Origin of the sequence: Pseudomonas asplenii, from assembly GCF_001293465.1 — a bacterium.
Lineage (GTDB): Bacteria > Pseudomonadota > Gammaproteobacteria > Pseudomonadales > Pseudomonadaceae > Aquipseudomonas > Aquipseudomonas fuscovaginae_B.
In genome coordinates this window covers 315,294-339,113 of record NZ_JSYZ01000014.1, presented here as the reverse complement: position 1 = coordinate 339,113, position 23,820 = coordinate 315,294, and the positions used below count along the sequence as shown (strand labels likewise).

Here is a 23,820-nt window from a genome sequence, read left to right as displayed (position 1 = left end):
CGATTTCGTACATAGCCTAGACCAGCACCTGCCGGGTGCTGGCGATGTACTCATGAACCTGTTTCTCGATCCGCGGGTGAATCATCTCCACCGGTCGCCGGCCATTGGGGCATGGCAGGCTCGGCGTGGTGCCGAACAGCCGGCAGATCAACGGCCGCTCGTCATACACCGTGCAGCCATTCGGCCCCAGGTGTACGCAATTGAGTTCGTTCAGTGCCGCTTCCTGCTCGGCAGCGGTCTTGCGGGGCAGGCGGGCCATTTCCTCCGAGGAGGTGGTCACCGGCCCACAGCAGTCATGACAGCCCGGCACACATTCGAAGGACGGGATCTGCTGCCGCAGAAAGCGGATTTTCTGGCTGTTGCAGCTCATCGAGGCCTTACCAAATACCGGGAAAGACCTGGATTCTGCCTGAAAAGGCCCATCCCAGACAGCACCTCCTCTAGCCATGCAGGCCATCAAGTTGCCCGTGCGAGGGGCTGCGGCTTATCCTCCGTCAAATTTTCCAAACACGATCATCAGGACCACGCACATGAACGCCCCTGCCCGGCATACCGCTTCCTACTACGCCGCCAGCAGCCACCCGCAACCGGAATATCCACCGTTGCAGGGCGAGGTGCAGGCCGACGTCTGCGTGGTGGGCGGCGGTTTCTCCGGGCTCAATACCGCCATCGAACTGGCCGAACGCGGCCTCGCCGTGGTCCTGCTGGAAGCCCGCAGGATCGGCTGGGGCGCCAGCGGGCGCAACGGCGGGCAACTGATCCGCGGCGTCGGCCATGGCCTGGAGCAGTTCGCCCCGGTCATCGGCCAGGACGGTGTGCACCGCCTGAAACTGCTGGGACTGGAAGCGGTGGAAATCGTCCGCCAGCGCATCGAGCGGTTCCGGATCGACTGCGACCTGACCTGGGGCTACTGCGACCTGGCGAACAAGCCCCGTGAACTGGAAGGTTTCGCCGAGGACGCCGAAGAACTCCGGCAACTGGGCTACCGCCACGAAACCCGCCTGCTGCAGGCCCACGAAATGCACAGCGTGGTCGGCTCCGACCGCTACGTCGGTGGCCTGGTCGACATGGGCTCGGGGCACCTGCACCCGCTGAACCTGGCCCTCGGCGAAGCGGCGGCGGCCGAACAACTGGGCGTGAAGCTGTTCGAACAGTCCGCCGTCACCCGCATCGACTACGGCCCGCAGGTGCGGGTCCATACGGCACAGGGAGTGGTGCGCGCCACGACCCTGGTGCTGGCCTGCAACGCCTACATCAACGGGCTCAACGAGGAACTGGGCGGCAAGGTGCTGCCCGCCGGCAGCTACATCATCGCCACCGAGCCGTTGAGCGAGGAGCAGGCCCGCTCGGTGTTGCCGCAGAACATGGCGGTCTGCGACCAGCGGGTCGCGCTGGACTACTACCGGCTATCGGCCGACCGCCGCCTGCTGTTCGGCGGCGCCTGTCACTACTCCGGTCGCGACCCGCAGGATATCGCCGGCTACATGCGGCCCAAGATGCTCAAGGTATTCCCGCAACTGGCCGGGGTGAAGATCGACTACCACTGGGGCGGGATGATCGGCATCGGTGCCAACCGCCTGCCGCAGATCGGCCGCTTGCAGGCGCAGCCCAACGTCTATTACGCCCAGGCCTATGCCGGACATGGCCTCAACGCCACCCATCTGGCCGGTCGCTTGCTGGCCGAGGCCATCAGCGGCCAGCAACACGATGACTTCGACCTGTTCGCCCGGGTCCCGCATATCACCTTCCCGGGCGGCAGATACCTGCGTTCGCCGCTGCTGGCGCTGGGGATGCTCTGGCATCGCCTCAAGGAATTGCGCTAATCGGCCACTAGTCACGCCAGAAAGGTTTCAGCCCTTCGGCCAGGGCCTCGCTGCGGGTCAGGCCGATATCACGCAACTCGTCGGCCGTGAGTTCGAGCAGCACCTTGCGGGTACGCAGGCGATGCCAGAACAGGCCCATCCGACTCAACTCGGGAGCGCGCGGGGCAACGCAGGAAACCGCCCCCGCCCGCTCCTGCCCGGTCATCAGTTCCTGGTCACGCAAAACCAGACGCACATCGCTCAAGCCGTTCATTGCCATTGCTCCTTCGTTACTCGGTTGCCCTGAGTCGCAAGGATGGCCTTTGGCGCAAAACCATTACAGATTCAAACAACCTGTATTATTTCCATACAGATTTGGCGAAATCGTGACTGAATCCTGTATTTTCTGGCAATCTGTACCGGTATCCCGTTCGCACCCTGATCGAGCAGCCGCCATGAGCCTTTACGTCAACCTCGCCGAATTGCTGGGAACCCGCATAGAACAAGGCTTCTACCGTCCGGGCGACCGCCTGCCGTCTGTACGGGCATTGAGCGTGGAACATGGTGTCAGCCTGAGTACGGTGCAGCAGGCCTATCGGCTGCTGGAAGACAACGGACTGGCCCTGCCCAAGCCCAAGTCCGGTTATTTCGTGCCGGCCAGCCGGGAATTGCCGGCGTTGCCGATCGCCGGTCGCCCGGCACAGCGGCCGGTGGAAATCTCCCAGTGGGACCAGGTGCTGGACCTGATCCGCGCGGTGCCACGCAAGGACACCGTACAGTTGGGCCGCGGCATCCCCGACATCGGCAGCCCGACCATGAAGCCGCTGCTGCGCAGCCTGGCGCAGATCAGCCGTCGCCAGGACCTGCCAGGGCTGGCCTACGACAACATTTACGGCAACCTCGGCCTGCGCGAGCAGATCGCCCGGCTGCTGCTCGATTCCGGCTGCCACCTAGGCGCCCAGGACCTGGTGGTCACCACCGGCTGCCACGAGGCGCTGTCGGCCAGTATCCGTGCCACCTGCAACCATGGCGACATCGTCGCGGTGGACTCGCCCAGCTTCCATGGCGCCATGCAGACCCTCAAGGGCCTGGGCATGAAAGCCCTGGAGATTCCCACCGACCCGCTCACCGGCATCAGCCTCGACGCCCTCGAACTGGCCCTGGAACAGTGGCCGATCAAGGCCATACAGTTGACCCCCAACTGCAACAACCCGCTGGGCTACATCATGCCGGAGTCGCGCAAGCGGGCACTGCTGCAGCTGGCGCAGCGCTTCGACGTGGCGATCATCGAGGACGATGTGTATGGCGAACTGTCCTACACCTACCCGCGACCGCGGACCATCAAGTCGTTCGATGACGATGGCCGGGTGCTGCTCTGCAGTTCGTTCTCCAAGACCCTGGCCCCGGGCCTGCGGGTCGGCTGGGTCGCGCCCGGCCGCTACCTGGAACGCGTGCTGCACATGAAGTACATCAGTACCGGCGCCAGCGCCCCACAACCGCAACTGGCGGTCGCCGACTTCCTGCGCAACGGCCATTTCGAGCCGCATTTGCGGCGGATGCGCACGCAATACCAGCGCAATCGCGACCTGATGCTCGATTGGGTCAGCCGCTACTTCCCCGCCGGTACCCGTGCCAGCCGGCCCCAGGGCAGCTTCATGCTGTGGGTCGAGCTGCCGGAGGGCTTCGACACCCTGCGGCTCAATCGCGCCCTGGCCGACCAGGGGGTCCAGGTCGCGGTGGGCAGCATCTTCTCGGCCTCGGGCAAGTACCGCAATTGCCTGCGGATGAACTACGCTGCCAAGCCAACGGCGCAGATCGAGGAGGCGGTCCGCAAGGTTGGCGCGACAGCGATCCGCCTGTTGAACGAAGATTCGTGCAGCGACGATTGACCTTTATCCGCCGGCCAGCGTCCATATCCCGACACTGGCCAGACTCGACCTGGGGCGACCGCGCTTGAAATCCTGCTTCCTGTTGCTCGCCCTGCTGCTGGGCGGATGTGCCTCGTTGGACGCGCCCCGGGTTCCCAGCCAGGCACTGCCGGCCGCGGACTCGGCCTTCGGTCGCGACCTCCAGGCCCAGGCCGCGCCCTACCAGGGGCGCTCGGGCTTCCGTCTGCTGCCCAACGGCGGCGAGGCCTTCAGGGCCCGCGCCGAGCTGATCCGCAACGCCCGGAGCAGCCTCGATCTGCAGTACTACATCGTCCATGACGGCCTGAGCACCCGGCTGCTGGTGGACGAACTGCTCAAGGCCGCCGACCGCGGCGTACGGGTGCGTATCCTGCTGGACGACACCACCAGCGACGGCCTCGACGACCTCATCGCCACCCTGGCCGCCCACCCGCATATCCAGATCCGCCTGTTCAACCCGCTGGACCTGGGCCGCAGCACCCTGGCCACGCGCACCCTCGGCCGGCTGTTCAACCTCAACCTGCAGCACCGGCGCATGCACAACAAGCTGTGGCTGGCCGACAACAGCGCGGCCATCGTCGGCGGACGCAACCTGGGCGACGAGTATTTCGGCGCACAACAGGACCTGAACTTCACCGACATCGACATGCTCAGCATCGGGCCGGTGGCCGAGCAGCTCGGCCACAGCTTCGACCAGTACTGGAACAGCGCCCTGAGCAAACCCATCGGCGAGTTCCTCTCGCGCCAGCCCACCGCCAGCGACCTGGCCGACACCCGCGAGCGCCTGCAGCGTTCCCTGGCCGACTGGCGCCAGCGCAATGCCGCGCTGTACCAGCGCCTGGCCGACTACCAGTACCACCCCCGGCTGGACACCTGGCGCCGCGAACTGATCTGGGCCTGGAACCAGGCGCTGTGGGATGCGCCGAGCAAGGTACTGGCCCGGGACGAACCCGACCCGCGCCTGCTGCTGACCACCCAGCTGTCACCCGTGCTGAGCAGCGTGCACAGCGAGCTGATGATGATTTCCGCCTACTTCGTCCCCGGCCAGCCGGGGCTGGTGTACCTGACGGGGCGGGCCGACGCCGGGGTTTCGGTGAGCCTGCTGACCAACTCACTGGAGGCCACCGACGTGCCGGCCGTGCACGGCGGCTACGCACCCTATCGCAAGGCGTTGCTGGAACACGGGGTGAAACTCTTCGAACTGCGACGCCAGCCCGGCGCCCCTGGCGGCAGCGGTCCGCGCCTGTTCCACAGCGGTTCGTCCAAGGGCTCGGACTCCAGCCTGCACAGCAAGGCGATGATCTTCGACCGGCAGAAAGCCTTTATCGGCTCGTTCAATTTCGACCCGCGCTCAGTGCTGTGGAACACCGAGGTCGGGGTGCTGGTGGACAGCCCGCAACTGGCCGAGCACGTGCGCACCCTGGCCCTGCAGGGCATGGCCCCGGCGCTGAGCTACGAGCCGCGCCTGGAGGCCGGGCAACTGGTGTGGGTCACCGAAGACAACGGCCAGATCCATGTCCTTCACCGCGAACCCGGCAGCTGGTGGCGCCGGATCAACGCCTGGCTGACCAACCGCGTCGGCCTGGAGCGCATGCTCTAGACCGACAGGGGCTCGACCCGACCGAACGCCCCCTGGCGCAACACCAGCATCACTAGGCCAAGCGCCCCCGCCGCCATGAACAGCGGCAAGGCATGCCCGCTGATCCACTGGCTGCCCGCCCCTGCCGCCAGCGGCCCGAGCAGGCAACCGATACCCCACAACTGGGCCACGTGGGCGTTGGCACGAACCAGCGCGTCATCACGATAACGTTCGCCGATCAGAATCAGCGACAGCGTGAACAAGCCTCCCGCGCTCGCCCCGAACAGCACCCACAACGGCCAGATCAGCAGGGTGTCGATCAGCAGCGGCACAGCCAGGCTCGACAGCATCAGCACCACCGCGCAACCGACGAACATCGCCCGCCGCGAAATACGGTCGGCCAAGGCCCCGATGGGCAACTGCAGCAGCGCATCGCCGACCACCACGGTGCTGACCATCGCCAGGGCGATGTCCGCCGTGAAACCCTGGCGCAGGCAGTAAACCGGCAGCAGCGTCAGGATCATCGCCTCGAAGGCAGCGAACAGCGAAATGGCCCAGGCGATCGCCGGCAGGCCGCGACAGAAACCCAGCAGGTCGGCCAGGGTCACGCGCCCGGACTCCGCGCTCGGCGCTCCGGTACGCCCCAGCAACAGGAACGGCGAGGTCACCAGCAGCGCCACGCCGACCCAGAAGCCATAGTCACGCTCGGTGCCCACCGCCGCCAGCAGCAGCGGCCCGGCCAGTTGGCTCAAGGCGTAGCTGCTGCCGTAGAGCGCTACCAGGCGTCCGCGCCATTGCTCGACCACCAGCTGGTTGATCCAGCTTTCGCCGAGAATGAACACGATGGTCAGAATCACCCCGATCATCAGGCGCAGCACCAGCCATACCGGATAGCTGGGCAACAGCGCCAGCAGCCCGATGGAAAAGGCCCCGGCCCACAGACACGAGGCCATCAGCCGGGCAGTGCCCAGCCGCGCCGCCAGCCGACTGGACAGGCTGGCACCGACCAGCACGCCGATGGCCGGCATCGCCGCCATGACGCCGATGGCGAACGCGCCATAACCCCAGCTTTCCAGGCGCAACGACACCAGCGGCATGCTCACCCCCAGCGCCAGGCCGACGCTGAGCACCGAGGCCAGGACGGCGAAATAAGTCGCCCAACGCATTTCCACGCTCCTGTGGACAAGTTCTTGTCAAAGACGACGCAGCCGGGCCTCCTCGCGCAAAGCCCGGCTGCATCATGGATGCACCACATCCTTGGATCGCTCCCACGCTCCGAGTGGGAAAGCAGCCCGCGACACGACGCGTCCCAAGAGCGGACGCCGAGTGTCCGGGGAGGCATTCCCACGCCGAGCGTGGGAAAGATCGGTAGGAGACAGATGGCAATCGCCAGCAGGCCGGCCCCTACAGGCCAAGGCGCCCTGAAGAGGTTACAGCTTGATCCAGGTCGCCTTCAGTTCGGTGTACTTGTCGAACGCATGCAGCGACTTGTCGCGGCCATTACCCGACTGCTTGAAGCCACCGAACGGCGCGGTCATGTCGCCGCCATCGTACTGGTTGACCCATACGCTGCCGGCCCGCAGGGCCTTGGCGGTCAGGTGCGCCTTGGAGATGTTCGCGGTCCAGACGGCAGCGGCCAGGCCATACGGCGTGTCGTTGGCGATCTGGATGGCCTGCTCGACGGTATCGAAGGTGAGCACCGACAGCACCGGGCCAAAGATCTCTTCCTGGGCGATCTTCATCGCGTTGGTCACGCCGTCGAAAATCGTCGGTTCGACGTAGGTCCCGCCGGTTTCCTGCAGGGTACGCTTGCCACCGACCACCAGCTTGGCGCCGTCGGCATGCCCGGCGTCGATGTAGGACAGCACGGTATTCATCTGCTGGGTGTCCACCAGCGCCCCGACGTTGGTCTGCGGGTCCAGCGGGTTGCCCGGCTTCCAGGCCTTGAGGGCCTCGACCACCAGCGGCAGGAACGTGTCCTTGATCGAACGCTCGACCAGCAGGCGCGAGCCGGCGGTGCACACCTCGCCCTGGTTGAAGGCGATCGCACTGGCCGCGGCCTCGGCGGCGGCCTGCAGGTCCGGGGCATCGGCAAAGACGATGTTCGGGCTCTTGCCGCCGGCCTCGAGCCAGACGCGCTTCATGTTCGACTCGCCGGAGTAGACCAGCAGTTGCTTGGCGATTCTGGTCGAACCCGTGAACACCAGGGTGTCGACATCCATGTGCAGGGCCAGGGCCTTGCCGACGGTGTGACCGTAGCCGGGCAGCACGTTCAGCACACCGGCCGGGATACCGGCCTCGACGGCCAGGGCGGCGATGCGGATGGCGGTCAGCGGGGATTTTTCCGAAGGCTTGAGGATCACCGAGTTACCGGTGGCCAGGGCCGGGCCGAGCTTCCAGCAGGCCATCAGCAGCGGGAAGTTCCACGGCACGATGGCGCCCACCACGCCGACCGGCTCGCGAGTCACCAGGCCCAGCTGGTCATGGGGCGTCGCGGCGACTTCGTCGTAGAGCTTGTCGATGGCCTCGCCGCTCCAGCTCAGTGCCTGGGCGGCGCCGGGTACGTCGATGAACAGCGAGTCGGTGATCGGCTTGCCCATGTCGAGGGTTTCGAGCAGGGCCAGCTCTTCGGCATTGGTTTTCAGCAACGCGGCGAAACGGATCATGGTCGCCTTGCGCTTGGCCGGGGCCAGGCGCGACCAGATCCCGGAATCGAAGGTGGCACGGGCATTTTCCACCGCACGCTGGGCGTCGGCGCTGTCGCAACTGGCAACCTGGGCCAGCAGCCGGCCATCGACCGGGCTGATGCACTCAAAGGTTTCGTTCGAAACGGCGGCGGTGTATTGGCCATTGATGTAGGCGCGGCCTTCAATCTTCAGCTCACGGGCGCGTTGTTCCCAGTCGGCACGAGTCAGGGTGGTCATGCGAGTGTCCTCCTCTTATTGAAATAGAAGCGCCACGCGCTCGCGCGCAAGCACCGTCGAGAATCCTGTTCGATGGCCCATTTTTTCGGCCCACGACACCCACCACCCTAAACCAGCGGCCCCTGAACTTTCAATATATTTGACAGCAGCTGGGCAAACGCCGTTGCCATGTTCATTTTAATAAACATAGACTCCAGACATTCGAGTACCCGCCCTGTCACTGCCGAGGAAAAGCAGCATGAACATCCAGGACATCGTCGATTTCAGCGAAGCCACCACCGCCCCCGAACGCTTCCGCCCGGCGCCGGAGAAGGTGCTCAAGGGCGATCCGGAGCAGACGATCTTCAATCACTACGACAGCCCTTGCGGGCAGATGAATGCCGGCGTCTGGGAAGGCGCGGTCGGCCAGTGGACCGTGAACTACACCGAACACGAATACTGCGAAATCGTCCAGGGTGTGTCGGTATTGCGCGACAACGATGGCAACACCAAAACCTTGCGCGCTGGCGACCGCTTCGTGATCCCGGCCGGCTTCAAGGGTACCTGGGAGGTGCTGGAGCACTGCCGCAAGATCTATGTGGTGTTCGAACAGAAAGCCTGATCAGGCGGCCACGCACCAGTTGCGCGACTCCCCGGCGGCGCGCTGCGGATAGGGGATGTCGAGGCTGAGGTCGGCGCGCTCGACACGCAGCCGGCCATCGGCGGTTTTCTCCAGCTCGGTCGGGGCCAGCGCGAGGATCCAGTAGAGATCCTCGCGGCCGCAGGCGGATGTCAGCTGGGTGGCAACCGTGGCCGCGTGGAGATCGATTCGGCCGTCGCCCAGGACGAAGCCGGCCCGCACCCCGACCTCGATGGTCCCCGGCTGCATGGCCAGGTGGTAGGAATCGCCCATCTCGAAACTGTCCGGCAGGGCCCGGTTCGGCACCAGCAGGCGCCCGCCCGCCGGGTCGTGGAAACGCTGCACGAAAGGCTCCAGGGCTTGCGCCGCCTGGTGGTTGGCAGCGGCGACAGCCTTGCGGATGCGCCGCTCCATGCGTTCATCGGCGGGCGCGACAACCGGCGCCACCGGTTCCAGCAGGATCGCCAGCGGTGTTTCGCCCCGAGCCACACGGGGCAACCAGTCCACGCCCTGGCGTTCGAGCAGGTAGCCAGCGAGATCCCCCAGCACATAGCTCTCCAGGTCAGGAGCCAGGTAGTCCTCCTGTGCCTGGCGGGTCAATGCCTCCAGCATCGACTCCGACCACTCGGCCGAGCCGAGGCGCACTCCCCGGGCCAGCAGGCCGGCAACCGTCTCCACGTGGCGCGCACTGCCCTCGGAGCGGTCGACCTGGCGAAGACGTACCGCCTCCTCGGCATGTTCGTCCAGCCAGCGGCGATACCAGTAGCTGGCCCGAGCCAGCCCCTCGGGCTGCCCCCGGGCCGCCGCCAGCAACTGGCGAATGATCCGATTGCGCAGCAGCCTTGGCTCGGCGCTGGCGGGATAGGCGATGCTGCGCTGCGCCCCCGGCAGGCGTAGCCAGGCGGCTTCGACATGGAAGTGAAAGGCCTCGTGGGTCGCCAGAGCGAACAGCTCGGGCAACGCCTTCGGGTCCTGCAGCCGTTGTCGCTCACGCTCCGGCACCGTCTCACCCAGGCCGACGAAGATCGCCGGGCGCCCTTCCCAGGCAATCCGCCGATAGCGCTGGTACTCATGGCTGACACCCAGCGCCCTGACCTTCGCCATTTCCACCTCCTGCCCTTCGCGCATCCCCATCACAAAGGCCCGCCGCCCATCGCTGACCACCAACCGGATGTCGGCGAATATCCGGGTAGCGTGGTTGAACCCGGCCAGCGCCGGCCAGGCCGTCCGCGTCGCCTGGATCAGCCGTTGCACATAGGCTTCGGTGGTGATTTCGACAGCGGCCAGGGGGGCCGCCGAGACCGCGACACTGGCTGCCGCCAGGAACACCAGCAGCAACAATAAAAACATCCTTGCGATAACCATGAACGTCCTCCCTGACTGTGTTTTCTGGTTGCCCAGGCAGTCTAGGAAAGGCAAAACGGAAAAAACGCAGGAAATGGCGGAGCGCTGCGCAGGAAAAGGCCGGAAAAAAGGCGAAAAAAAACCCCGAACCAGTCGGGGTTTTTTTCGAAAAACAAAATCAATTACTTGATTTTGCCTTCCTTGTAGATCACGTGCTTGCGAACAACCGGATCATATTTCTTGATCTCGATCTTGTCCGGAGTAGTGCGCTTGTTCTTGTCAGTCGTGTAGAAATGACCAGTACCGGCGCTCGAGATCAGACGAATCAATTCACGCATGATTTAGCTCCTTATACCTTGCCATCACGGCGCAGTTCGGCCAGCACGGCGTCGATGCCGCGCTTGTCGATGATACGCATGCCCTTGGCGGAAACGCGCAGGCGCACGAAACGCTTCTCCGACTCGACCCAGAAGCGGTGATGCTGCAGGTTCGGCAGGAAACGACGACGGGTTTTGTTGTTTGCGTGGGAAATGTTATTCCCAGTCACCGGACCCTTACCGGTAACTTGACAGACTCTAGACATGCCTCAGCCCTCTAAAACCACATGCCCAACCCGGCATGGGTTGGCCGCTTAATCTCTCAGTCATTTGGCGCCAGGCGCCGCGTTTCTTTAAGGGTCTTACCGGCTACACCTACAAGCGAAGGAACCGGGCCCCTAGAAAAGAGCGCTGCTTTATACCAGAAAGACTACGGTGCAACAACATCAAGTGCGATTAAAACCGTGTCGAGTGCCCGAAAACCTGGGTACGAGACCCCAATGCCGGGGCTCGGGACGAAAAATGCCGCTCGTCGCACAAAATTCGCCACACACGGCAGGAGTCCGCAAATCTCTTACGGACAAGAGCGCCGGATTCTACAGCAACCCAGGCCGGCCGAGTAAAAATGGGATAGTCAATTGCCGTCCGGGGTACTAGGGTAGAGGTTTTTCCAGACTGCACTCGCAGATGGGACAACGACCTGCAAAGGAAACTGAACATGCGCTTCGCTGCCCTGCCGCTATTGCTCGTCCCGTTTTTCGGCCCGCTGGCCCATGCCGCGACCTCGTTGAGCGTCTGCACCGAGGCCAGCCCCGAAGGCTTCGACGTCGTGCAGTACAACTCGCTGACCACCACCAACGCCTCGGCGGACGTGCTGATGAACCGCCTGGTGGACTTCGATGCCGCCAGCGGCAAGCTGGTACCGAGCCTGGCCGACAGCTGGACCGTCTCCGATGACGGCCTGACCTACGATTTCAAGCTGCATCCGGGCGTGAAGTTCCATCACACCGACTACTTCAAGCCGACCCGCGACCTGAGCGCGGCCGACGTGCGCTTCAGCTTCGAGCGCATGCTCGACCCGGCCAACCCCTGGCACAAGATTGCCCAGAGCGGCTTCCCCCACGCCCAGTCACTGCAACTGCCGGCGCTGATCAAGCGTGTCGAGGCCACCGATCCGCTGACCGTGCGCTTCACCCTCGATCACCCGGACTCGACCTTCCTCGCCGCCCTGAGCATGGGCTTCGCCTCCATCTACTCGGCGGAGTACGCCGACAAGCTGATGGCGGCCAACACCCCGGAAAAACTCAACAGCCAGCCGATCGGCACCGGCCCGTTCGTGTTCGGCCGCTTCCAGAAGGACGCCTCGATCCGCTACAGCGCCAACCCGGACTACTTCGCCGGCAAGCCGGCGGTCGACACCCTGGTGTTCGCGATCACCCCGGACGCCAACGTGCGCCTGCAGAAACTCAAGCGCAACGAATGCCAGATCGCCCTCTCGCCCAAGCCCCTGGATGTCGGCTCGGCGAGCAAGGACCCGGCACTCAAGGTGGAGAAGACCGCTGCCTTCATGACCGCGTTCGTCGCCATCAACAGCCAGCACCCGCCATTGGACAAGCCTGAGGTGCGCCAGGCGATCAACCTGGCCTTCGACAAGACCAGCTACCTCAAGGCCGTCTTCGAAGATACCGCCGAAGCCGCCAACGGCCCGTATCCGCCCAACACCTGGAGCTACGCCGGGGACCTGCCCGGCTACGCCCACGACCCGGAGAAGGCCAAGGCGCTGCTGGCCAAGGCCGGGCTGAAGAACGGCTTCCAGACCACCCTCTGGACCCGGCCATCCGGCAGCCTGCTCAACCCGAACCCGAGCCTCGGTGCGCAACTGCTGCAGGCCGACCTCGCCGAAGTGGGCATCCAGGCGGAAATCCGCGTGATCGAATGGGGCGAACTGATCCGTCGCGCCAAGGCTGGCGAACATGACCTGCTGTTCATGGGCTGGGCCGGCGACAACGGCGACCCGGACAACTTCCTGACCCCGCAATTCTCCTGCGCCGCCGTGAAGTCCGGGACCAACTTCGCCCGCTACTGCGACGCCAACCTGGACAAGCTGATCAGCGCCGGGAAAACCACCAGCGAGCAGGGCGTGCGCAGCAAGCTCTACCAGCAGGCCCAGGCCCAGATCCAGCAGCAGGCACTCTGGCTGCCGCTGGCCCATCCGACCGCCTTCGCCCTGGTGCGCAAGGACGTCCACGGCTACCAGGTAAGCCCGTTCGGGCGCCAGGACTTCGCCAAGGTCAGCGTCAAGCCCTGATCCGCCTAGTGGCCTGTACGGTTAATTCGAATACTCAAATTCGGGTCCAGCAGCGCAGTCTGGCGAGGCCCTGGACCCGGAGTCGAGTGTGCGAATTAGCCACACAGGCCACTAGCGGCCCCGGAAACGGGGCCGTGCGCTACATCATCCCATGCTCCATCATCGAGAACGGCTCGCCATCGCCGATCACGAAATGATCGAGCACCCGCACGTCCACCCGTTCCAGTGCATCGCGCAGGCGGCCGGTCAGCAGCCGATCGGAGTGACTGGGCTCGGCCACCCCCGACGGGTGGTTGTGACAGAGGATCAAGGCCGCCGCATTGTGCGCCAGCGCCCGCTTGACCACCTGCCGTGGATACACGCTGGCATTGTCGATGGTGCCGCGAAACAGCGCTTCGAAGGCCAACACCCGGTGCTTGGCATCCAGGAACAGGCAGCCGAACACTTCGTGGGCCTCATGGCGCAACATCGCCTTCAGGTAATCGCGTACCGCCCGCGGACTCTCCAGTACCGACTCGCGCCGCAGACGCTCGGCCAGATGCCGGCGGGCCATTTCCAGCACCGCCTGCAACTGGGCGAACTTCGCCGGCCCCAGGCCCAGCTCCAGGCTGAATTCCCGCTGGCCTGCCTCCAACAGACTACGCAAACTACCGAATTGCCCTAACAGATGCCGCGCCAGATCCACCGCGCTCTTGCCGCACACACCGGTGCGCAGGAAGATCGCCAGCAACTCGGCATCGGACAGACTGGCCGCTCCCAACTCCAGCAATTTCTCCCGCGGCCGCTCCGCCGCCGGCCAATCACGAATACTCATCACACCTCCCTGTGCCCCTGGGGCCCGCTGTTCCATGACGGGCGCTGTGTTATCGTAGTCCATCTTTTTCACCCCCGAACCGGCCTGGGGAGGCGTCCTCGGGGGAAGTAATCACTGGACACTAAAAGGCAGGCCTATGCAGCGGCTGTATCGGAAACGCATCGTTCTCGGCGTCGGCGGCGGCATTGCCGCCTACAAAAGCGCCGAGCTGGTTCGCCGACTTCTCGACCAGGGCGCCGAAGTACGCGTGGTCATGACCCGTGGCGGCAGCGAATTCATCACCCCGCTGACCATGCAGGCGCTGTCCGGGCACCCGGTGCACCTGGACCTGCTCGATCCGGCGGCCGAAGCCGCCATGGGCCACATCGAACTGGCGAAATGGGCCGACCTGGTGCTGATCGCACCGGCCACCGCCGACCTGATCGCCCGCCTGGCCCAGGGTATCGCCGATGACCTGCTGACCACCCTGGTGCTCGCCACCGATGCCACCGTCGCCATCGCACCGGCCATGAACCAGGCCATGTGGCGCGACCCGGCGACCCAGGCCAACACCCAGCTGCTGCAAAGCCGCGGCTTCAAGGTCTTCGGTCCGGCCGCCGGCAGTCAAGCCTGTGGCGACGTCGGCCTGGGCCGCATGCTCGAGGCCACCGACCTGGCCCAGCGCGCCGCCGACTGCTTCCAGCACCTGGCCCTGACCGGCCGGCATGTGCTGATCACCGCCGGCCCGACCCAGGAAAACATCGACCCGGTTCGCTACATCACCAATCACAGCTCCGGAAAAATGGGCTTCGCCCTGGCCGAGGCCGCGGTCGAAGCCGGCGCCCGGGTGACATTGATCACCGGCCCGGTGCACCTGCCGACACCGGACCGGGTCAGCCGTATCGATGTGGTCAGTGCCCGCGACATGCTCGCCGCCTGCGAGGCCGCGATTCCCTGTGACCTGTTCATCGCCTCCGCCGCGGTAGCGGACTACCGCCCGGAAGTCGTTGCCCCGCAAAAACTCAAGAAAGACCCTACGACCGGCGACGGCCTGCTGCTGCAGATGGTGCGCAACCCGGACATCCTGGCAACCATCGCCGGCCGCCCCGACCGCCCCTTCAGTGTCGGCTTCGCCGCCGAGACCGAGCACCTGCTCGACTACGCCGCGCGCAAGCTCAAGGACAAGAACCTCGACCTGATCGTCGCCAATGACGTGGCCAACCCCAGCATCGGCTTCAACAGCGAGGAGAACGCCTGCAGCGTGATCGACCGCGACCTGCAGGCCACCGTTTTCACCCAGACCAGCAAGGGCAAGATCGCCCGCCAGCTGATCTCTTTCATCGCTTCACGACTGAACCAGGTTTAATCCCCATGCACGCTTTGCAAGCCAAGATCCTCGACCCGCGCATCGGCAGCGAATTCCCCCTGCCGCAGTACGCCACGCCCGGCTCCGCCGGCCTCGACCTGCGCGCCATGCTGCAGCAGGACACCGTACTGGAACCGGGCCAGACCTTGCTGATTCCCACCGGCCTGTCGGTCTACATCGGTGACCCGGGCCTGGCCGCACTGATCCTGCCGCGCTCGGGCCTGGGCCACAAACACGGTATCGTCCTCGGCAACTTGGTGGGCCTGATCGATTCGGACTACCAGGGCGAACTGATGGTCTCCTGCTGGAACCGCGGCCAGAGCGCCTTCACCATCGCCGTCGGCGAACGCATCGCCCAACTGGTACTGGTACCGGTGGTCCAGGCGCACTTCGAACTGGTCCAGGAGTTCGACGAAACCCAGCGCGGTGCTGGCGGTTTCGGGCATTCGGGCAGCCATTGACCTACGCTGATCCTGGCCGGTGCCGAGAAACCGGCCAGGATGATTCGCGCGGCATTTCAGGATGAGTTTCGCGGAGGCGGTATTTGAAAGGCTTCAAGCGCAGTGCAAAGGCCGGCAACGGACCCGGACATCATGACCAGCCGTCTTCGAACGAGGCCGCCCATCCACTGCTGCCAGGCCTGAAAATCGCGCTCGGCGGCGTGCTTCTGGCGGCCGCACTGCTCTGGTTCGGCGTACTGGCCCCCACCCATCAGTTCTTTCGCTCGCAAATGGCGCAATCGGCCGGTAGCACGGCTGCGTCCAGGCTGAGCCAGGTCACCAACGACCTGATCGCCGAGACCGACGCCGCCGCGCTCAACCCTGCCCTGCTCAAGGCCCTGCAAAACCCGGACGGCAATGCCGTGAAAGCGGCGGAAAACAGCCTGCGCTACCTGCCCGGCCTGGTGGATGCGCAACTGAACCTGCGCGACGCCGCCCAGCCTCTCACCGATCGTGCGGCACCGCTCAATTTCTCGGCACTGGACCTGATCCGGCGCGCCGAGCGTGGCGTCAAACCCCCACCGGAAGCCTACAAGGTCGGCCAGCGCTGGCTGGTCTACAGCGTCGCGGCGCTGCACGAGACAACGGACGCGCCAGTGGCCGGCACCCTGCTGCTGGTCTTCGACCTGCAACGGCTGCTGCAACCCCTGAGCTATTGGCAAGAGAACATCGGCTCGCTACACCTGACCCAGAGCATTCTCGGCAGCCCGGAGCAGGTGCTCGATCAGCGCGGTATCGGCGCCTCGACCGAAAGCTACCCACTCGGCACCGGCAATGGCAACTGGACACTGAAGTTCGTCCCGGGAACGGCCTTCCAGTTCGGCTATCCGCTCCAGGTCTACGGCTTCCTGCTGCTGGCCATCGCGCTGGCGCTCGGCAGCGCCGCACTGGCGATCCGGCTGACCCACCGGCGCCTGCAACAGCGTCTCGACGACGATGCCCGACAGCTGGAACAACTGCTTCACGAACTCTCCAGCGGAAAAGCCGTCAAAGCCTTCAGTTTGAGCCTGCCGGCCCTGAATGGACTGGCGCAGGAACTGGCGCGCTTCTCCCAGCGCAACGCCCAGCCTGTCGCCACCACGGACCACACCGGCATTGACCCGGGCCAGACGACCAGCAGTGCCCCGGAGCCGATCCAGCCCGTCACCCACGGTGCCAACTGGACCGATCCGCTATTCCAAGGTGTCGACATCCTTGATATCGACATTCTCGACGAAAACCAGGACTTCCTGAGAACGGAGCACCCTCAACCCATGAACAGCACCGTACCGACCTTTCCAGACAGCATCTTCCGCGCCTACGACATCCGCGGCACCGTCCCGGAAACCCTGAACGGCGAGACCGCCTACTGGATCGGCCGCGCCATCGGCTCCCAGAGCCTGGCCCAGGGCGAACCGAATGTCTCGGTCGGCCGCGACGGCCGCCTGTCCGGCCCGGAACTGGTCCAGCAACTGATCCAGGGCCTGCATGACAGCGGCTGCCACGTCAGCGACGTCGGCCTGGTGCCGACCCCGGCCCTGTACTACGCGGCCAACGTGCTGGCGGGCAAGTCCGGGGTGATGCTGACCGGCAGCCACAACCCGTCGAACTACAACGGCTTCAAGATCATCATCGCCGGCGACACCCTGGCCAACGAACAGATCCAGGCCCTGCACACCCGCCTCAAGACCAACGACCTGAGCAGCGGCAAGGGCAGCATCGAGAAGGTCGAGATCCTCGACCGCTATTTCAGCCAGATCCGCGAGGACATCGTCCTGGCGAAAAAACTCAAGGTGGTGGTCGACTGCGGCAACGGCGCCGCCGGCGTGATCGCGCCCCGGTTGATTGAAGCGCTGGGCTGCGAGGTGATCCCGCTGTTCTGCGAAGTCGACGGCAACTTCCCGAACCACCACCCGGACCCGGGCAAGCCGGAAAACCTCGAGGACCTGATCGCCAAGGTCAAGGAAACCAACGCCGACGTGGGCCTGGCCTTCGATGGCGACGGCGACCGCGTGGGCGTGGTGACCAACACCGGCAGCATCGTGTTTCCCGACCGCCTGCTGATGCTGTTCGCCAAGGACGTGGTGTCACGCAACCCTGGCGCGGATATCATCTTCGACGTCAAATGCACCCGCCGCCTGACCCCGCTGATCCAGGAATATGGCGGTCGCCCGGTCATGTGGAAAACCGGTCATTCGTTGATCAAGAAGAAAATGAAGCAGAGCGGTGCCCTGCTCGCCGGCGAGATGAGCGGCCATATCTTCTTCAAGGAACGCTGGTTCGGTTTCGACGACGGCATCTACAGCGCGGCACGCCTGCTGGAGATCCTCAGCCAGGAGAAATCCAGCGCCGAGGAGCTGTTCGCGACCTTCCCGAACGATATTTCCACGCCGGAGATCAACATTAATGTGACCGACGAGGGCAAATTCAGCATCATTGAAGCCCTGCACGACGCACAATGGGGCGATGCCAACCTGACCACCATCGACGGGGTCCGGGTCGACTACCCCAAAGGCTGGGGCCTGGTTCGCGCGTCCAACACCACACCGGTGCTGGTACTGCGCTTCGAGGCCGATACCGAGGACGAGCTGCAGCGTATCAAGGACGTGTTCCACGCCCAGCTCAAACGTGTTGCACCCGATCTCCAATTACCGTTCTGACATCCGGGCGGTGTAGAACACCGCCTGACCACTTGTTTCACCGGAGCCCTGAATGACCCTCGAACGCGAAGCCGCTGCCAACACCGCCAAGGTTCTTTCCGAAGCATTGCCCTACATCCGCCGATACGTCGGCAAGACGCTGGTGATCAAGTACGGCGGCAACGCTATGGAAAGCGAAGAGCTCAAGACCGGCTTCGCCCGCGATATCGTGCTGATGAAGGCCGTGGGCATCAACCCGGTGGTCGTGCACGGCGGTGGCCCGCAGATCGGCGACCTGCTCAAGCGCCTGTCCATCGAAAGCCATTTCGTCGACGGCATGCGCGTCACCGATGCGCAGACCATGGACGTGGTGGAAATGGTCCTCGGCGGCCAGGTGAACAAGAGCATCGTCAACCTGATCAACCGCCACGGCGGCAGCGCCATCGGCCTGACCGGCAAGGACGCGGAACTGATCCGGGCGAAGAAACTCACCGTCACCCGCCAGACCCCGGAGATGACCGCACCGGAAATCATCGACTACGGCCAGGTGGGTGAAGTGGTCGGGATCAACACCGACCTGCTGAACCTGCTGGTCAAGGGCGATTTCATTCCGGTGATCGCGCCGATCGGCGTCGGCGCCAACGGTGAGTCCTACAACATCAACGCCGACCTGGTGGCCGGCAAGATCGCCGAGGCGCTGAAGGCCGAGAAGCTGATGCTGCTGACCAACATCGCCGGCCTGCTGGACAAGGAAGGCAAGGTGCTGACCGGCCTGAGCACCGACCAGGTCAACGCGCTGATCGCCGACGGCACCATCTACGGTGGCATGCTGCCGAAGATCCAGTGTGCACTGGAAGCGGTCCAGGGCGGCGTGGGCAGCTCGCTGATCATCGACGGCCGGGTACCGAATGCGGTGCTGCTGGAGATCTTCACCGACACCGGCATGGGCACCCTGATCAGCAACCGCAAGCGTCACTGATCCGGACACCCCTAATGAAAAAGCCCCGCTCCGGGAAACCGGGCGGGGCTTTTTCATGGCCGAGATCTCAGCGCAACAACTGCTCGACCCGCGCCCGATCCGCGGCGAAGTCCTGCTGAACCCGGACCCGCGCCGCCTGATACCTGGCGATATCGGCCTTCATCCGCACCTGCTCGTCGCGCAGGCCGCCGAGCTGCGCCAGCAACTCGGGAGCAACCTCCTTGCCGGCACGCTCCTGCTCCGCCGCCTGGCCCTGCAGGCCCGCCTGCTGGGCCAGCAGCGCCTGGAGGTTGTTCTGCACGTTGGCAATCAGCGCATCCAGCTCGGCCAGCCTGCGGGCCTGGGCCTTGTCGACGTCCTCGACACTGGAATAGCGCTGCAGCAACTGGGCATTGGCATCCGCCTGGGCCTTCTCGGCCTGCTTGCGCTGCTGCTGTTCGGGCGTGAGCGCCGGAGCCACGGTCTGCACCACCCGGCCCTGCTGGTTCAGCACCTGGTAGCCCTTGCCGACGTACTCCGGCGGCACACCCTGGCGGTCCAGCACGGTGACGCCCTTGTCATCGACATACCGATAGAACAGCACCTCGTCCGCCTGTACGGCGAACGGGGCGCCAAGCGCCAGGGCCAGAAACAGGCAGACCGGGCGCAAGGGGAATCAGATCCCGTACTGCGCGCGGTAGGCCTCCACCGCGGGCAGGTGCTGCTTGAGCTGCTCGTCACCGGCGAGGAATTCCAGTACCTGGTTCAGCGAGACGATGCTCACCACCGGGATACCGAAATCGCGCTCGACTTCCTGGATCGCCGACAACTCGCCGTTGCCACGCTCCTGGCGATTCAGTGCGATCAGCACGCCCGCGGCCTTCGCGCCGTCCTGGGACTCGATGATCTGCATCACCTCACGGATCGCGGTGCCGGCGGTGATCACGTCGTCGATGATCAGCACATTGCCGGTCAGTGGCGCGCCCACCAGGCTGCCGCCTTCGCCATGGGCCTTGGCTTCCTTGCGGTTGAAGCACCAGGGCAGGTCGCGCTGGTGATGCTCGGCCAGGGCCACGGCGGTCGCGGCCGCCAGCGGGATACCCTTGTAGGCCGGGCCGAACAGTACGTCGAAGGGAATGCCGCTGTCGACGATCGCCGCGGCATAGAAACGCCCCAGCTGGGCCAGCGCGGAACCTGAGTTGAACAGGCCGGCATTGAAGAAGTACGGGCTGGTACGCCCCGACTTCAGGGTGAACTCACCGAAGCGCAAAACCCCGCGATCGATGGCAAAACGGATGAAATCGCGCTGATACGCCTGCATGAAAAAACCCCAAATACCACGAATTTAGCTAATTAGGTAGACCTCGGGTATCATACACGCACGTGATTTTTGGGGCCATTTATGCGGATCATCAGTGTGAACGTCAATGGTATTCAGGCTGCAGTCGAGCGCGGTTTGCTCAGTTGGCTGCAAGCCCAGAATGCCGACGTCATCTGCCTGCAGGACACCCGCGCCTCCGCCTTTGAACTGGATGATCCAGCCTTCCAACTGGATGGCTACTTCCTTTATGCCTGCGATGCCGAAGTCCCCGCCCAGGGTGGCGTGGCTCTGTACTCGCGGTTGCAACCGAAGGCCGTCATCAGCGGTCTCGGTTTCGAGACGGCGGACCGCTACGGGCGCTACCTGCAAGCCGATTTCGACAAGGTCAGCATCGCGACCTTGCTGCTTCCATCAGGGCAGAACGGCGATGAAGACTTGAACCAGAAGTTCAAGCTCATGGACGACTTCGCCCGCTATCTGGACAAGCAGCGGCGCAAACGTCGTGAATACATCTATTGCGGCTCGCTGTACGTGGCGCAACAGAAGCTCGATATCAAGAACTGGCGCGACAGCCAGCAGTCTCCGGGCTTCCTGGCTCCGGAACGGGCCTGGATGGACGAAATTCTCGGCAACATGGGCTATGTCGACGCCCTGCGCGAAGTCAGCCGTGAAGGTGACCAGTACAGCTGGTGGCCGGATAACGAACAAGCCGAGATGCTCAACCTCGGCTGGCGTTTCGACTACCAGATCCTGACGCCGGGTCTGCGTCGCTCCGTGCGCAGCGCCCGCCTGCCACGCCAGCCGCGCTTCTCGCAGCACGCGCCGCTGATCGTGGACTACGACTGGACGCTGACCATCTGAGCCAGTGAGACAGGGTCCCGGCGGGAACCTGGACAGCGCCCACAAAAAAGCCGACATCCTGTCGGCTTTTTTGCATCTGCTCGTACCGGTCAGTCAGCCAGGGCGGCGTTCTGCAATTCGAAAATCTCGCCCATGCCCTTCTTCGCCAGCTCCAGCATCGCATTCAGCTCTTCAGGCTGGAACGGCGCACCTTCGGCGGTGCCCTGCACTTCGATGAAACCGCCCGTGCTGGTCATCACCACGTTCAGATCGGTTTCGGCAGCGGAGTCTTCCAGGTAGTCCAGGTCCAGCACCGGTTCGCCCTGGTACATGCCCACCGACACGGCGGCGATCATCTGCTTGAGCGGGTTACCGGCCTTGAGGCCACCGCGCTTCTTGATCACCTTCAGCGCGTCGGCCAGCGCCACCATGGAGCCGGTGATCGACGCCGTGCGGGTGCCGCCATCGGCCTGGATCACATCGCAGTCGACATACAGGGTGATGTCGCCGAGCTTGGACATGTCCAGCGCTGCGCGCAGCGAACGCCCGATCAGACGCTGGATCTCCAGGGTCCGGCCACCTTGCTTGCCACGGCTGGCTTCGCGCTGGGTGCGCTCACCGGTCGCCCGCGGCAACATGCCGTACTCGGCGGTCAGCCAGCCCTGGCCCTGCCCCTTGAGGAAGCGCGGCACCCCATTCTCGACACTGACCGTGCAGATCACTTTGGTGTCGCCGAACTCGACCAGTACAGATCCCTCGGCGTGTTTGGTGTAGTTGCGGGTGATGCGGATCGAGCGAAGCTGATCGGCGGCGCGACCACTTGGACGTTTCATCTGGGAATACCTGTACAGGGACGGAAATCTACCCGGCATTATAGAGGTCATGGCCGGCGCTGGGCACTTCTAAAAATCCAACAGCATACTTCCGGCGTCTACAACCCAACCACAGGGCAGGAGACCTTCGTCCTGCCCGCCACACTGCGCTACAATCCTGCGCCTTTGCTGCCAGTCGGCTTCAATCTACCCATCAGGCCCGCCCGACAACGTCGGCAGGCCCGAACAGCGAGGTACTTCCATGGTCCATAGCATGACCGCCTTCGCCCGTGTCGAAAGTGCCGGAACCCGGGGCACCCTGAGCTGGGAGCTGCGCTCGGTCAACAGCCGCTACCTGGAACCGCACCTGCGCCTGCCGGAATCGTTCCGCGACCTCGAGGGCGCCGTGCGCGAAGCCCTGCGCCAGGGCCTGTCCCGCGGCAAGCTGGAATGCACCCTACGCTACACCGAGGAAACCGGCGGCCAGCCGCTGCAGATCGACCGCGAGCGCGCCACGCAACTGATCGCCGCCGCCGAGACCGTCGCCAGCCTGATCAAGCAGCCGGCTGCCCTGAACCCGCTGGAAGTCCTGGCCTGGCCCGGCGTGCTGGTGGCCGACGCCAGCGACCCGCAGGCCCTGAACAACCAGGCCCTGGCCCTGTTCGCCGATGGTTTGAAAGAACTCAGGAAAGGTCGCGAGCGCGAAGGTGCGGAACTGGCCCGCCTGATCAACGAGCGCCTGGCCGCGATCGAGGAGGATGTCGCCACCCTGCGCGAGCAGGTGCCGCAGATGCTCGCCACCCAGCGCCAGAAGATTCTCGACCGCTTCGCCGACATGCAGGCCGAACTGGACCCGCTGCGCCTGGAACAGGAAATGGTCCTGCTGGCGCAGAAGAGCGACGTCGCCGAAGAGCTCGACCGCCTGAGCACCCACATCATCGAAGTACGCCGGGTGCTCAAGTCCGGCGGTGCCGCCGGAAGGCGCCTGGACTTCCTGATGCAGGAGCTCAACCGCGAAGCCAACACCCTGGGCTCCAAGGCCTTCGACCCGCGCAGCACCGCCGCCGCGGTCAACCTCAAGGTGTTGATCGAACAGATGCGCGAACAAGTACAGAATATCGAGTAAGGCTACCCCGACATGACCCAAAGCACTGGCACCCTCTACATCATTTCCGCACCGTCGGGCGCAGGCAAGACCAGCCTGGTCAAGGCCCTGATCGACGCCCAGCCGCAGATCCGCGTGTCGGTCTCGCACACCACCCGCGCCATGCGCCCGGGCGAGACCAACGGAGTGAACTACCACTTCGTCGACCGCGCCGAGTTCGTGCGCCTGACCGAACAGGGCGACTTCCTCGAACAGGCCGAAGTCTTCGGCAACCTCTACGGCACCTCCCAGAGCAGCCTGCAGCAGACCCTCGACGCCGGCCACGACCTGATCCTGGAGATCGACTGGCAAGGCGCCCAGCAGGTCCGCCGGCAGATGCCCCAGGCCCGCTCGATCTTCATCCTGCCGCCGAGCCAGCAGGCCCTGCGCCAGCGCCTGAACAACCGCGGCCAGGACAGCGACGAAATCATCGAAGGCCGGATGCGCGAAGCGGTCAGCGAAATGAGCCACTACGTCGAGTACGATTTCCTGATCATCAACGACGATTTCGCCCACGCCCTGGACGATCTCAAGGCGATCTTCCGCGCCAACCGGCTGCAACAGCAGCCGCAGCAACAGCAGCATGCCGCCCTGTTGAGCGAGTTGCTGGCCTGAAACAAAGACTTTCCAAAAGCGTCGCAAGGGCTTTACATTGCACCTTGTGGCGC

General features: G+C 64.6%; 23 protein-coding genes. 12 read left to right on the top strand and 11 right to left on the bottom strand.

Translation table 11 applies throughout. The features are described 5' to 3' along the window. Positions 1 to 16: 16 nt before the first annotated feature. Positions 17 to 370, bottom strand: coding sequence for a YkgJ family cysteine cluster protein (locus tag PF66_RS18710; protein ID WP_054056376.1), 354 nt, complete (start codon positions 368 to 370; stop codon positions 17 to 19). A gap of 160 nt (positions 371 to 530) precedes the next feature. Here PF66_RS18710 and PF66_RS18705 point away from each other — a divergent pair, with 160 nt between their 5' ends. After that, complete coding sequence (locus PF66_RS18705; RefSeq protein ID WP_054056375.1) at positions 531 to 1,823, top strand: NAD(P)/FAD-dependent oxidoreductase; 1,293 nt, start codon at positions 531 to 533, stop codon at positions 1,821 to 1,823. 7 nt (positions 1,824 to 1,830) lie between these two features. Here PF66_RS18705 and PF66_RS18700 read toward each other — a convergent pair whose 3' ends face one another. Beyond that, on the bottom strand, positions 1,831 to 2,076 hold the full coding sequence (locus PF66_RS18700; protein ID WP_054056374.1) for a DUF1127 domain-containing protein: 246 nt from the start codon (positions 2,074 to 2,076) through the stop codon (positions 1,831 to 1,833). A 181-nt stretch (positions 2,077 to 2,257) separates the two neighbouring features. On the opposite strand from PF66_RS18700, the gene PF66_RS18695 reads away from it, so the two are divergent. After that, positions 2,258 to 3,691 carry a PLP-dependent aminotransferase family protein gene (locus tag PF66_RS18695; RefSeq protein WP_054063496.1) on the top strand — a complete coding sequence of 478 codons (1,434 nt, stop codon included), beginning with the start codon at positions 2,258 to 2,260 and terminating at the stop codon, positions 3,689 to 3,691. A 64-nt stretch (positions 3,692 to 3,755) separates the two neighbouring features. Then, entirely contained in the window at positions 3,756 to 5,309 is a 1,554-nt protein-coding gene (locus tag PF66_RS18690; protein ID WP_193394215.1) for a phospholipase D family protein, read from the top strand. Here the strand turns inward: PF66_RS18690 and PF66_RS18685 are convergent. Continuing rightward, the gene (locus PF66_RS18685; RefSeq protein WP_054056371.1) at positions 5,306 to 6,454 is read right to left on the bottom strand and encodes an MFS transporter; all 1,149 of its coding nucleotides are present in this window, start codon (positions 6,452 to 6,454) and stop codon (positions 5,306 to 5,308) included. The two genes, PF66_RS18690 and PF66_RS18685, sit on opposite strands and share 4 nt — an antisense overlap. A 264-nt stretch (positions 6,455 to 6,718) precedes the next feature. Beyond that, positions 6,719 to 8,212, bottom strand: a complete 1,494-nt coding sequence (locus tag PF66_RS18680) for an aldehyde dehydrogenase (RefSeq protein ID WP_054056370.1) — start codon at positions 8,210 to 8,212, stop codon at positions 6,719 to 6,721. A gap of 238 nt (positions 8,213 to 8,450) precedes the next feature. On the opposite strand from PF66_RS18680, the gene PF66_RS18675 reads away from it, so the two are divergent. Beyond that, positions 8,451 to 8,813, top strand: a complete 363-nt coding sequence (locus tag PF66_RS18675) for a cupin domain-containing protein (RefSeq protein WP_054063494.1) — start codon at positions 8,451 to 8,453, stop codon at positions 8,811 to 8,813. Here PF66_RS18675 and PF66_RS18670 read toward each other — a convergent pair whose 3' ends face one another. The 3 genes from PF66_RS18670 to rpmB all read right to left on the bottom strand — a co-directional run bounded on the left by PF66_RS18670 (position 8,814) and on the right by rpmB (position 10,758). Next, positions 8,814 to 10,196, bottom strand: a complete 1,383-nt coding sequence (locus PF66_RS18670; RefSeq protein ID WP_054063493.1) for a hypothetical protein — start codon at positions 10,194 to 10,196, stop codon at positions 8,814 to 8,816. A gap of 161 nt (positions 10,197 to 10,357) precedes the next feature. Then, positions 10,358 to 10,513 carry a 50S ribosomal protein L33 gene (gene rpmG, locus PF66_RS18665; protein WP_003177274.1) on the bottom strand — a complete coding sequence of 52 codons (156 nt, stop codon included), beginning with the start codon at positions 10,511 to 10,513 and terminating at the stop codon, positions 10,358 to 10,360. 11 nt (positions 10,514 to 10,524) lie between these two features. Continuing rightward, a complete protein-coding gene (gene rpmB / locus PF66_RS18660; RefSeq protein ID WP_026144812.1) occupies positions 10,525 to 10,758 on the bottom strand; it encodes a 50S ribosomal protein L28 in 234 nt (77 codons plus the stop codon). Positions 10,759 to 11,210: 452 nt separating this feature from the next. On the opposite strand from rpmB, the gene PF66_RS18655 reads away from it, so the two are divergent. Beyond that, positions 11,211 to 12,800, top strand: coding sequence for an ABC transporter substrate-binding protein (locus PF66_RS18655; protein WP_054063492.1), 1,590 nt, complete (start codon positions 11,211 to 11,213; stop codon positions 12,798 to 12,800). Positions 12,801 to 12,939: 139 nt separating this feature from the next. On the opposite strand, the gene radC is transcribed toward PF66_RS18655, so the two are convergent. Next, positions 12,940 to 13,614 carry a RadC family protein gene (radC, locus tag PF66_RS18650; RefSeq protein ID WP_054063491.1) on the bottom strand — a complete coding sequence of 225 codons (675 nt, stop codon included), beginning with the start codon at positions 13,612 to 13,614 and terminating at the stop codon, positions 12,940 to 12,942. Positions 13,615 to 13,750: 136 nt separating this feature from the next. On the opposite strand from radC, the gene coaBC reads away from it, so the two are divergent. From coaBC to argB, 4 genes are all read left to right on the top strand, one after another. Beyond that, positions 13,751 to 14,959, top strand: a complete 1,209-nt coding sequence (gene coaBC, locus PF66_RS18645) for a bifunctional phosphopantothenoylcysteine decarboxylase/phosphopantothenate--cysteine ligase CoaBC (RefSeq protein WP_054056365.1) — start codon at positions 13,751 to 13,753, stop codon at positions 14,957 to 14,959. 5 nt (positions 14,960 to 14,964) lie between these two features. Then, complete coding sequence (dut, locus tag PF66_RS18640) at positions 14,965 to 15,420, top strand: dUTP diphosphatase (RefSeq protein ID WP_054056364.1); 456 nt, start codon at positions 14,965 to 14,967, stop codon at positions 15,418 to 15,420. 1,292 nt (positions 15,421 to 16,712) lie between these two features. Further along, a complete protein-coding gene (algC, locus tag PF66_RS33300; RefSeq protein ID WP_204375717.1) occupies positions 16,713 to 18,098 on the top strand; it encodes a phosphomannomutase/phosphoglucomutase in 1,386 nt (461 codons plus the stop codon). A 52-nt stretch (positions 18,099 to 18,150) separates the two neighbouring features. Continuing rightward, on the top strand, positions 18,151 to 19,056 hold the full coding sequence (gene argB / locus PF66_RS18630) for an acetylglutamate kinase (protein ID WP_017901683.1): 906 nt from the start codon (positions 18,151 to 18,153) through the stop codon (positions 19,054 to 19,056). A 67-nt stretch (positions 19,057 to 19,123) separates the two neighbouring features. Here the strand turns inward: argB and PF66_RS18625 are convergent, their stop codons facing one another. Both PF66_RS18625 and pyrE read right to left on the bottom strand, forming a co-directional pair. Beyond that, positions 19,124 to 19,705, bottom strand: a complete 582-nt coding sequence (locus PF66_RS18625) for a hypothetical protein (RefSeq protein WP_054056362.1) — start codon at positions 19,703 to 19,705, stop codon at positions 19,124 to 19,126. Between the two features lie 6 nt (positions 19,706 to 19,711). Next, entirely contained in the window at positions 19,712 to 20,356 is a 645-nt protein-coding gene (gene pyrE, locus PF66_RS18620) for an orotate phosphoribosyltransferase (protein WP_054056361.1), read from the bottom strand. 81 nt (positions 20,357 to 20,437) lie between these two features. On the opposite strand from pyrE, the gene PF66_RS18615 reads away from it, so the two are divergent. Next, positions 20,438 to 21,217 carry an exodeoxyribonuclease III gene (locus tag PF66_RS18615; protein ID WP_017901686.1) on the top strand — a complete coding sequence of 260 codons (780 nt, stop codon included), beginning with the start codon at positions 20,438 to 20,440 and terminating at the stop codon, positions 21,215 to 21,217. A gap of 89 nt (positions 21,218 to 21,306) precedes the next feature. On the opposite strand, the gene rph is transcribed toward PF66_RS18615, so the two are convergent. Then, the gene (gene rph / locus PF66_RS18610; RefSeq protein WP_054056360.1) at positions 21,307 to 22,029 is read right to left on the bottom strand and encodes a ribonuclease PH; all 723 of its coding nucleotides are present in this window, start codon (positions 22,027 to 22,029) and stop codon (positions 21,307 to 21,309) included. Positions 22,030 to 22,270: 241 nt separating this feature from the next. On the opposite strand from rph, the gene PF66_RS18605 reads away from it, so the two are divergent. After that, a complete protein-coding gene (locus PF66_RS18605; protein ID WP_054056359.1) occupies positions 22,271 to 23,134 on the top strand; it encodes a YicC/YloC family endoribonuclease in 864 nt (287 codons plus the stop codon). A gap of 12 nt (positions 23,135 to 23,146) precedes the next feature. Next, positions 23,147 to 23,767, top strand: coding sequence for a guanylate kinase (gene gmk / locus PF66_RS18600; RefSeq protein ID WP_054056358.1), 621 nt, complete (start codon positions 23,147 to 23,149; stop codon positions 23,765 to 23,767). Positions 23,768 to 23,820: the final 53 nt, after the last annotated feature.

Excerpts from the sequence above, each read along its gene's own strand:
- PF66_RS18695 (WP_054063496.1), top strand. The coding sequence starts at position 2,258 with ATGAGCCTTTACGTCAACCTCGCCGAATTGCTGGGAACCCGCATAGAA.
- pyrE (WP_054056361.1), bottom strand. The coding sequence starts at position 20,356 with ATGCAGGCGTATCAGCGCGATTTCATCCGTTTTGCCATCGATCGCGGG.
- PF66_RS18655 (WP_054063492.1), top strand. The coding sequence starts at position 11,211 with ATGCGCTTCGCTGCCCTGCCGCTATTGCTCGTCCCGTTTTTCGGCCCG.
- PF66_RS18615 (WP_017901686.1), top strand. The coding sequence starts at position 20,438 with ATGCGGATCATCAGTGTGAACGTCAATGGTATTCAGGCTGCAGTCGAG.
- gmk (WP_054056358.1), top strand. The coding sequence starts at position 23,147 with ATGACCCAAAGCACTGGCACCCTCTACATCATTTCCGCACCGTCGGGC.
- algC (WP_204375717.1), top strand. The coding sequence starts at position 16,713 with ATGAACAGCACCGTACCGACCTTTCCAGACAGCATCTTCCGCGCCTAC.
- PF66_RS18700 (WP_054056374.1), bottom strand. The coding sequence starts at position 2,076 with ATGAACGGCTTGAGCGATGTGCGTCTGGTTTTGCGTGACCAGGAACTG.
- PF66_RS18670 (WP_054063493.1), bottom strand. The coding sequence starts at position 10,196 with ATGGTTATCGCAAGGATGTTTTTATTGTTGCTGCTGGTGTTCCTGGCG.
- PF66_RS18710 (WP_054056376.1), bottom strand. The coding sequence starts at position 370 with ATGAGCTGCAACAGCCAGAAAATCCGCTTTCTGCGGCAGCAGATCCCG.
- PF66_RS18705 (WP_054056375.1), top strand. The coding sequence starts at position 531 with ATGAACGCCCCTGCCCGGCATACCGCTTCCTACTACGCCGCCAGCAGC.
- argB (WP_017901683.1), top strand. The coding sequence starts at position 18,151 with ATGACCCTCGAACGCGAAGCCGCTGCCAACACCGCCAAGGTTCTTTCC.
- PF66_RS18675 (WP_054063494.1), top strand. The coding sequence starts at position 8,451 with ATGAACATCCAGGACATCGTCGATTTCAGCGAAGCCACCACCGCCCCC.
- rph (WP_054056360.1), bottom strand. The coding sequence starts at position 22,029 with ATGAAACGTCCAAGTGGTCGCGCCGCCGATCAGCTTCGCTCGATCCGC.
- PF66_RS18685 (WP_054056371.1), bottom strand. The coding sequence starts at position 6,454 with ATGCGTTGGGCGACTTATTTCGCCGTCCTGGCCTCGGTGCTCAGCGTC.
- dut (WP_054056364.1), top strand. The coding sequence starts at position 14,965 with ATGCACGCTTTGCAAGCCAAGATCCTCGACCCGCGCATCGGCAGCGAA.
- radC (WP_054063491.1), bottom strand. The coding sequence starts at position 13,614 with ATGAGTATTCGTGATTGGCCGGCGGCGGAGCGGCCGCGGGAGAAATTG.
- rpmG (WP_003177274.1), bottom strand. The coding sequence starts at position 10,513 with ATGCGTGAATTGATTCGTCTGATCTCGAGCGCCGGTACTGGTCATTTC.
- PF66_RS18680 (WP_054056370.1), bottom strand. The coding sequence starts at position 8,212 with ATGACCACCCTGACTCGTGCCGACTGGGAACAACGCGCCCGTGAGCTG.
- PF66_RS18605 (WP_054056359.1), top strand. The coding sequence starts at position 22,271 with ATGGTCCATAGCATGACCGCCTTCGCCCGTGTCGAAAGTGCCGGAACC.
- rpmB (WP_026144812.1), bottom strand. The coding sequence starts at position 10,758 with ATGTCTAGAGTCTGTCAAGTTACCGGTAAGGGTCCGGTGACTGGGAAT.
- coaBC (WP_054056365.1), top strand. The coding sequence starts at position 13,751 with ATGCAGCGGCTGTATCGGAAACGCATCGTTCTCGGCGTCGGCGGCGGC.